The following is a 6,272-nucleotide window of genomic DNA, read 5'->3' as shown; positions in this document are numbered from 1 at the left end:
GAAGCAACACGAACAGTCATCAACACCTACATGCGCGGCCCAGAGGATTACCCGCGACACCACAGAGGATCAGGGTTCCGCGTACGAACGACAGAGGTTCCGCGAACAACCCTGACCTCATGCCCTCCCACATGCGCGGTCAGCGCGAGTTCCCGTGACCGCGCATGGGGGACATACCCGCCGGACGGAGGAGACGAGGAGCCATGACCGCCATCACCCTGACGCTGACGATCGACCAGATGGTCGAAGCGAGCACCGAACTGCACCGCCGCATCAACGCTGCGCTGCAGGTGGTGTCGAACGTGGCCGCGAAGACGCGACCGGAGTTCCTGCCGGCCGCGTTCGAGGCGTTGCTGCGAGGTCGCCGCAGCGACGTGCACGTCGAGGCCGGGTTCGTGCGCGTCCGGTTCGAACGGCGATTCGGGCACGTTCAGGACTTCCTGCTGCCTGTCGAACTGCTCACTCGCCCGGACCGTGATGCGGCCCGGTGGGCACGTGAGCAGATCAACGCGTACCGGGAGGACGCGTACAAGCGCCTCCGCCGGAGCCTGGAAGCCGACATCCTCCTCGCCGAACGGCGTGTCCGTCAGGAGCAGGCACGCCTGGAGGAGAAGCAGCGTCGGCTCGCGAACCTCACCAGCCCGAACCTGAAGGGCCGGGCGCGTAAGCAGGCTCGCGCGGTGCCGGTCCCCGCGTCCACACCCTGACGGCCGCGCTGCCGAACAGGCACGCCGGCGCATAGGCGGCACATGACATCCATCCCCGACTTCGTCGCCATCGACTTCGAGACGGCGAACACGCAGCGCAGCTCACCCATTCAGGTGGGTGTCGTCCGCGTCGTGAACGGGGTGCCCCGCAAGCCGCAGGTGACCGCGATCATGCCTCCGCTGGGACGGCGGGAGTTCGACCCGAACATCCAGCGGGTGCACGGGCTCACCCCGCAGGACATCCACGGCGCCCCGGAGTGGCCCGAGATCCACGAGCGGATCGCCCGGTACGTCGGCGACCTGCCGCTTGTCGCGCACAACGCCGCGTTCGAACGGTCCGTCATCACCCAGACCAGCGAGACGCACGGCTTCTACGCGAACAGCTTCGACTACCGCTGCACCCTCGCGATGGCCCGCCGCCTCATCCCCAAGGCGTCCGGTGCCGTCGAGAACCACAAGCTCGACACGATGGCCGCGCACTTCGGCATCGTCCAGCTCGCCCACCACGACGCCGGAGATGACGCGCTCGTCGGCGCGAATCTCGCGCTCGCGCTGCTGCGGATGCCCGGCGGGGTGGAGGCGTTCGAGAAGGGAAAGCTCCGATGACCTACGCCACCGGCCAGCAGTCCGAGGTCCGAATCCGGTACCTCCGCAACCAGGCCCTCACCCGGGAACGCTGCAACCAGGCGCTCGCAGACGGGTACGTCATCGACCCCGATTACGCGGAGCACGCCGCGAACGAGCTGCTGCTGCGCAGCATCTTCCCGTTCCGTCAGCCCAAGCTCACCGACCGCATCCTCCCCGTCGACGACGAGGAGGTCGGGTTCCTCGCGCTCCTCGAGCCCATCGAACGGTGGGCGCAGGTCAGCGGAGCCTGATCGTGGACGTCCTGCTGGGAGACGCGGCCGCGATCGCCACCGGGGTCACTCTCCTCGTCACCGTCCCCGTCGCCGCGCTCGCCGCGGAGAAGCTGCGCGCCAGCAAGGTCGGGTGGACGGTCGCGGTGCTCGCCGCTGTCGCCGTGTCGCTCCTCGCCGGCGTGGTGACACACGCGATCGCCGGGAGCTGACTCAGACCGCAGGCGGCCAGGGGAGCGGGGTCACATCCCCGCGCACGAACAGCGGATGCTGCGGATGCCCGCCCTTGGTCAGCTGCAGGGCGAGCGTGCGGGTGCCAGGCGGGATCAGGGCGAGCACGTCCCGCACGCGACCCGGCTTCGCGTTCGTCCCCCACGCGCAGACGACGGTGCGGCCGGTGGTCGCTTCAACGATCGCGCGGTCGTTGTCCGGGCCGACAGGGTCAGGTGCGGCGAACATCACCTTCGGGTCTTTCGTCCGGTACGCGTACAGGTTCACCACGACCAGGCCGCCGTACCCCCAGTCCTTCGCGTATCGGATGCATCGGCGGATGGTCGGGTCGTTCTTGACCTCGTCCGCGGTGCTGGGGTTCAGCAGGATGAACACGACCGGCTCCCGGTCCGGGTCCCAGATGCGGGTGAGGGTGTACCGGTGGTCGCCGCGCATGTCGGCGGTGGAGATGACGGTCGTGTCGGTCATGCCGGATCCTTTCTGATTCGCCGACAGTACAGGCGAATCCGTGCCTGTGGGGGCCGTCCTCCTTGACGACTTTCGCGTGCAGGGGAGCCGCCACAGATCGGCTGATTTGTGGTGTTGCCGGGCACCAGCCGTGGCCGCGCACATGATGTGCATGAGCGCAGCGACGGACACCGCCCGCGAGAACGCGCGCCGGCGCAACGGTCAGTTCGGGAACCAGGAGCACACCGCCCCGGAGGTGACCCTCGGCGCACGGTCGAAGACGGAAACGGCCGTCGAGCTCGCCCGCACCCTCCTCGCCGAGCACGGCCTCGGCCACTGGAAGGTCCGTGTCGACAACGCCCAGCGGCGCCTCGGCGTCTGCTATCACCAGCGGCAGACCATCAGCCTGTCCCGGCAATTCCTCGCCGTCGGCACCGACGAGCAGGCGCAGGACACGATCCTGCACGAGATCGCGCACGCGCTCGCCGGACCGGACGCTGGGCACGGGCCGGAGTGGAAGGCGATCGCCGAACGCATCGGGGCGACCCCGGAGCGGGGCGCGAACGGCCAGGAGATGCGGGATGCGCGGGACCGGCGCCGTGAGGACGCGGACGCCGCGAAGCGGTACGGGCGCGGCGCGAACATCGCACCGGGCACCGAGGTCGTGATCGTGGACGGGCAGCACTATCTCCGCGGCATGCGGGCGACCGTCCTCTCCCGCGGCACCACCCGGTACCTGGTGGAGACCGAGGATGGGCAGCGGTTCCGTGCCAGGCCCGAGTTCCTCGGCCAGCTGCCCGAGGCCGCGACCGAGCCGAGCACCGACCCGACGCCACCGGCAACCCCGGACGTGTCCGGGTGGGGCGAGTGGGACGAGGAGGAGCAGATCCACGTCATCGACGTGGACCGCATCGGGCTGGAAGCGGTCACCCCCGGTGAGCACGCGTACATCACCGCGCAGGTCCAGCAGTGGCTGGACGGGAAGCGTGACCTCGAAGCACCCGCGCCGGTGCCCATCGACGCGGTCACCGGCAGCGTGCAGGGAGTCCTCCGCCGGGACGCGCTGCAGTGGTACCTCGACAGCGTCCGCGAGCACGAGGACACGTTCGACGACGAGGTGTCGTTCTACGGTGCGGACGGCCCGCTCGGAGTGGAACGAGAGGACGGGACCATCGCGATCCTGGACGGGAACCACCGGTTCGCGGCCGCGAAGCTGCGCGGCGAGAAGACGTTCACGATGCAGGTGCTCCGCTTCGGGTGGTAAGCGACGATTTCTAGCGCTGACCGCTGACGAATCGGGCAGCAAGTTGGACCATGACGTCGTCCAGATCCACCAAGCAGGACCCCATCTCATGACCGAGGTCGTAGCTCACCCTGAGCCGGAGGTCAGACCCGCCGATGTCGTAGTCGTGGCCGAAGAGGCGGACCCGGTACCCGTAAGGCAACCACTTCGCGAGAAGCGTCTCTCTCACTGTCTCCGCCTTGCCGGTCCACTTGTCGAGCAGTCGACCATCCGGCAGGAGGGCGTACGTCTCGTCGGGGAATGACCAGCCATCTTGACGCTCCTGCGTGCTCGGCATGGAGTGCCAACGCGACTCGCGGTGTTGGGGTACCAGAATTGGCTCTGGCGCACGCTGGCTGGCGACGTACTCGGCCAAGCTCCTGAACCGAGAGTCGACCATCGTCGCAATCGCTGTGATCTCGGCAGCACGCGAGCGCTCTCTCTCAGCCTCAGCTTCGCGAGCTCTTTCCATCTCCGCGAGGTGGTTCTGTACTGCCTCATGGAAGTCCGTCACGCCGCCCCCACACTCATGAAGGGCAGTGTATCGACGGGCTCAGCCCAGCGGAACCGCAGGATCGCTGTGATGACCTCGAAGCTGTGGGGCGCAGTAGGTGCGCAGGCAGTCGTGTACTCGGGGGAGCCAGCATCGTAGCGAGCGATGACGGGGGTGGTCCTTCTGTCCGGGTCCGGCCCTCTCATACGCGGTCGCCCGTGCGGGGGGGGCGACCCAATTCAGCCGTTGTGGGCTATTCCGCACATCGGCGGTACACGCGGATTCGGTACCGGAGACCGGCGACGCTGTGCAACCACGGGCCGTCCTCAAAGAGCGTGAAGGCGTCGTCGATGACGGGCGCGAACGCGTCCCCGGCGACGTTCGTGTCCACCTCCGTGACCAGCAGCTCGTCAAGCAACGGCATCGCGGCCGCATACATCTGCGCACCGCCGATGACCCACGTCCGCTGGGAGATGAGCTGTGCGGAGCGTGCCGCCACCTCGAGGGACGGGGAGATGAGCGCGCCGGGCGCCTGGTAGTCGGGGTCGCGGGTGACGACGATGTTCACTCGGCTGGCGAGCGGCCGCAGTCGTGTCGGGATGGACTCCCACGTGCGACGACCCATGATGACCGCGGAGCCGACGGTCGCGCGCTTGAAGTGGTCGAGGTCTTCCGGCAGGTGCCAGGGCAACTCGCCGTCCACACCGATGACCCCGTCCGGGGACTGCGCCCAGATCGCGGACAGGCGCATCAGACGGCCACGTCCCCGCGGATGAGCGGGTGGTGCTGGTAGTCCACGAGCTCGAAGTCCTCGTACTCGTAGTCGAACAGCGACTTGGGGCGGCGCGCGAACCGCAGCTTCGGGTACGGGTACGGGTCACGGGCCAGTTGCAGTTGCACCTGCTCGAGGTGGTTGTCGTAGATGTGGCAGTCACCGCCGGTCCACACGAACTCGCCCGGCTCGAGGTCGGTCTGCTGCGCGACCATCAAGGACAGCAGCGCGTACGAGGCGATGTTGAACGGGACGCCGAGGAACAGGTCCGCGGACCGCTGGTACAGCTGGCAGGAGAGCCTGCCGTCGCGGACGTAGAACTGGAACATCGTGTGGCAGGGCGGGAGGGCCATCTCATCCACCTGCGCGGGGTTCCACGCGGAGACGATCAGCCGGCGGGAGTCCGGGTTCCGTTTGATCTCGTCGACGACCCGGGCGACCTGGTCGACGGTGCCGCCGTCGTAGTCCGGCCAACTGCGCCACTGCGCGCCGTACACGGGGCCGAGCTCACCGTCGGGCCCGGCCCACTCGTCCCAGATGGTGACGCCGCGCTCCTGGAGCCAGCGGGCGTTCGTGTCGCCGCGGAGGAACCACAGCAGCTCGATCGCGAGGGACCGGAAGTGGACCCGCTTCGTGGTGATGAGCGGGAACGACTCGGCCAGGTCGAACCGGATCTGCCGACCGAACACGCTCGTGGTGCCCGTCCCTGTCCGGTCGTCCTTATGGGAGCCGTGCGCGAGCACATCGCGGAGCAGGTCTTCGTACGGTGTCGGGATCGCGTCGGTCATGCCGACACCTATGCGTGAGCGGGGTGCGTCGCACCGGCCACCTACGATGAGGGGCGTGCGCGGCGACGGTCATGCCGCAGGAGGTGGCATGGACATCCTGGTGTGGATTGGGATCGCGCTCGCGATCTGCGTTGCCCTCGCGACGCTCGGCAACCTGCGCGGCCACGCGCAGGGGACGGGCTACTACTCAAGGTACGGGCCGCACTCCTCGCGAGAGACCCGCCTGCGAGTGGATGAAGCCCAGCAGCTCGCCCGGCGAGGCGCACGAAGGTACTGGCTAGGTGACAAGACGGGCGCCCGCTCCGACTGGCAGGAAGCTCTCGACCTCGAAGACGACCCAGACGCGCGAGCGTGCCTGGGCATCGCGCTGCTGGACGACGGAGACCTCCATGCCGCACTGGGGAACTGGGCGGTCGGCCGCAGCCAGGGGCACTGGGCGTCGGTCGTGTTCCAGACGTTGGGGCTCCGTTTCGAGGAGCCCGACCCTGCCCTCCGCCGCGCGACCACCGCGTTCCTGCGCGCGCTCGGGGACTTGTCCGACTGGGAGCGGCAAAACGCGAAGCAAGAGTTGAGCACGATCGCAGCGAAAGTCGGGCTTCCCGAAGCGGCCGAAGCGATCCGCGGCAGGGTGGACGCGGTGGACTACGAGAAGCTGCACCAGTACCGCACGCGGGTTCGCGGACGGTAGGCGTCTC

10 protein-coding genes are annotated in these 6,272 nt (G+C 68.5%); 6 read left to right on the top strand and 4 right to left on the bottom strand.

The genetic code is table 11. From position 1 onward, the window contains the following. Positions 1 to 203 precede the first annotated feature (203 nt). The 4 genes from VNR19_RS10870 to VNR19_RS10855 are packed head-to-tail and all read left to right on the top strand — an operon-like array spanning position 204 to position 1,776. Positions 204 to 707, top strand: a complete 504-nt coding sequence (locus tag VNR19_RS10870; protein ID WP_325726649.1) for a hypothetical protein — start codon at positions 204 to 206, stop codon at positions 705 to 707. Between the two features lie 42 nt (positions 708 to 749). Further along, positions 750 to 1,313 (top strand): exonuclease domain-containing protein, encoded by a 564-nt coding sequence (locus VNR19_RS10865; RefSeq protein WP_325726647.1) that lies wholly within the window; start codon positions 750 to 752, stop codon positions 1,311 to 1,313. Next, a complete protein-coding gene (locus tag VNR19_RS10860; protein ID WP_325726645.1) occupies positions 1,310 to 1,585 on the top strand; it encodes a hypothetical protein in 276 nt (91 codons plus the stop codon). The genes VNR19_RS10865 and VNR19_RS10860 overlap by 4 nt, the downstream gene beginning before the upstream one ends. Positions 1,586 to 1,587: 2 nt before the next feature. Beyond that, positions 1,588 to 1,776, top strand: a complete 189-nt coding sequence (locus tag VNR19_RS10855) for a hypothetical protein (RefSeq protein ID WP_325726643.1) — start codon at positions 1,588 to 1,590, stop codon at positions 1,774 to 1,776. Position 1,777: 1 nt separating this feature from the next. Here the strand turns inward: VNR19_RS10855 and VNR19_RS10850 are convergent, their stop codons facing one another. Then, entirely contained in the window at positions 1,778 to 2,263 is a 486-nt protein-coding gene (locus tag VNR19_RS10850; protein WP_325726641.1) for a DUF1643 domain-containing protein, read from the bottom strand. Between the two features lie 151 nt (positions 2,264 to 2,414). Here VNR19_RS10850 and VNR19_RS10845 point away from each other — a divergent pair, with 151 nt between their 5' ends. Beyond that, entirely contained in the window at positions 2,415 to 3,506 is a 1,092-nt protein-coding gene (locus tag VNR19_RS10845; RefSeq protein ID WP_325726639.1) for a SprT-like domain-containing protein, read from the top strand. A gap of 10 nt (positions 3,507 to 3,516) precedes the next feature. On the opposite strand, the gene VNR19_RS10840 is transcribed toward VNR19_RS10845, so the two are convergent. The 3 genes from VNR19_RS10840 to VNR19_RS10830 form a co-directional block, all read right to left on the bottom strand. Next, positions 3,517 to 4,038 (bottom strand): hypothetical protein, encoded by a 522-nt coding sequence (locus VNR19_RS10840; RefSeq protein ID WP_325726636.1) that lies wholly within the window; start codon positions 4,036 to 4,038, stop codon positions 3,517 to 3,519. Between the two features lie 232 nt (positions 4,039 to 4,270). After that, the gene (locus tag VNR19_RS10835) at positions 4,271 to 4,768 is read right to left on the bottom strand and encodes a dihydrofolate reductase (protein ID WP_325726634.1); all 498 of its coding nucleotides are present in this window, start codon (positions 4,766 to 4,768) and stop codon (positions 4,271 to 4,273) included. Further along, the gene (locus VNR19_RS10830) at positions 4,768 to 5,577 is read right to left on the bottom strand and encodes a thymidylate synthase (RefSeq protein WP_325726633.1); all 810 of its coding nucleotides are present in this window, start codon (positions 5,575 to 5,577) and stop codon (positions 4,768 to 4,770) included. Before VNR19_RS10830 ends, VNR19_RS10835 begins: the two co-directional genes overlap by 1 nt. 88 nt (positions 5,578 to 5,665) lie before the next feature. On the opposite strand from VNR19_RS10830, the gene VNR19_RS10825 reads away from it, so the two are divergent. Next, positions 5,666 to 6,265, top strand: coding sequence for a tetratricopeptide repeat protein (locus VNR19_RS10825; protein ID WP_325726631.1), 600 nt, complete (start codon positions 5,666 to 5,668; stop codon positions 6,263 to 6,265). Positions 6,266 to 6,272 lie beyond the last annotated feature (7 nt).

This window comes from Microbacterium sp., assembly GCF_035556355.1.
In the GTDB taxonomy this organism is placed as follows: domain Bacteria; phylum Actinomycetota; class Actinomycetes; order Actinomycetales; family Microbacteriaceae; genus Microbacterium.
The sequence above is the reverse complement of the archived record's forward strand: the minus strand, read 5'-3'. Positions and strand labels throughout refer to the sequence as shown.

Bases quoted from the DNA above. Each gene is read 5' to 3' on its own strand.
- VNR19_RS10860 (WP_325726645.1), top strand. From the start codon at position 1,310: ATGACCTACGCCACCGGCCAGCAGTCCGAGGTCCGAATCCGGTACCTC.
- VNR19_RS10850 (WP_325726641.1), bottom strand. From the start codon at position 2,263: ATGACCGACACGACCGTCATCTCCACCGCCGACATGCGCGGCGACCAC.
- VNR19_RS10870 (WP_325726649.1), top strand. From the start codon at position 204: ATGACCGCCATCACCCTGACGCTGACGATCGACCAGATGGTCGAAGCG.
- VNR19_RS10825 (WP_325726631.1), top strand. From the start codon at position 5,666: ATGGACATCCTGGTGTGGATTGGGATCGCGCTCGCGATCTGCGTTGCC.
- VNR19_RS10865 (WP_325726647.1), top strand. From the start codon at position 750: ATGACATCCATCCCCGACTTCGTCGCCATCGACTTCGAGACGGCGAAC.
- VNR19_RS10845 (WP_325726639.1), top strand. From the start codon at position 2,415: ATGAGCGCAGCGACGGACACCGCCCGCGAGAACGCGCGCCGGCGCAAC.
- VNR19_RS10830 (WP_325726633.1), bottom strand. From the start codon at position 5,577: ATGACCGACGCGATCCCGACACCGTACGAAGACCTGCTCCGCGATGTG.
- VNR19_RS10835 (WP_325726634.1), bottom strand. From the start codon at position 4,768: ATGCGCCTGTCCGCGATCTGGGCGCAGTCCCCGGACGGGGTCATCGGT.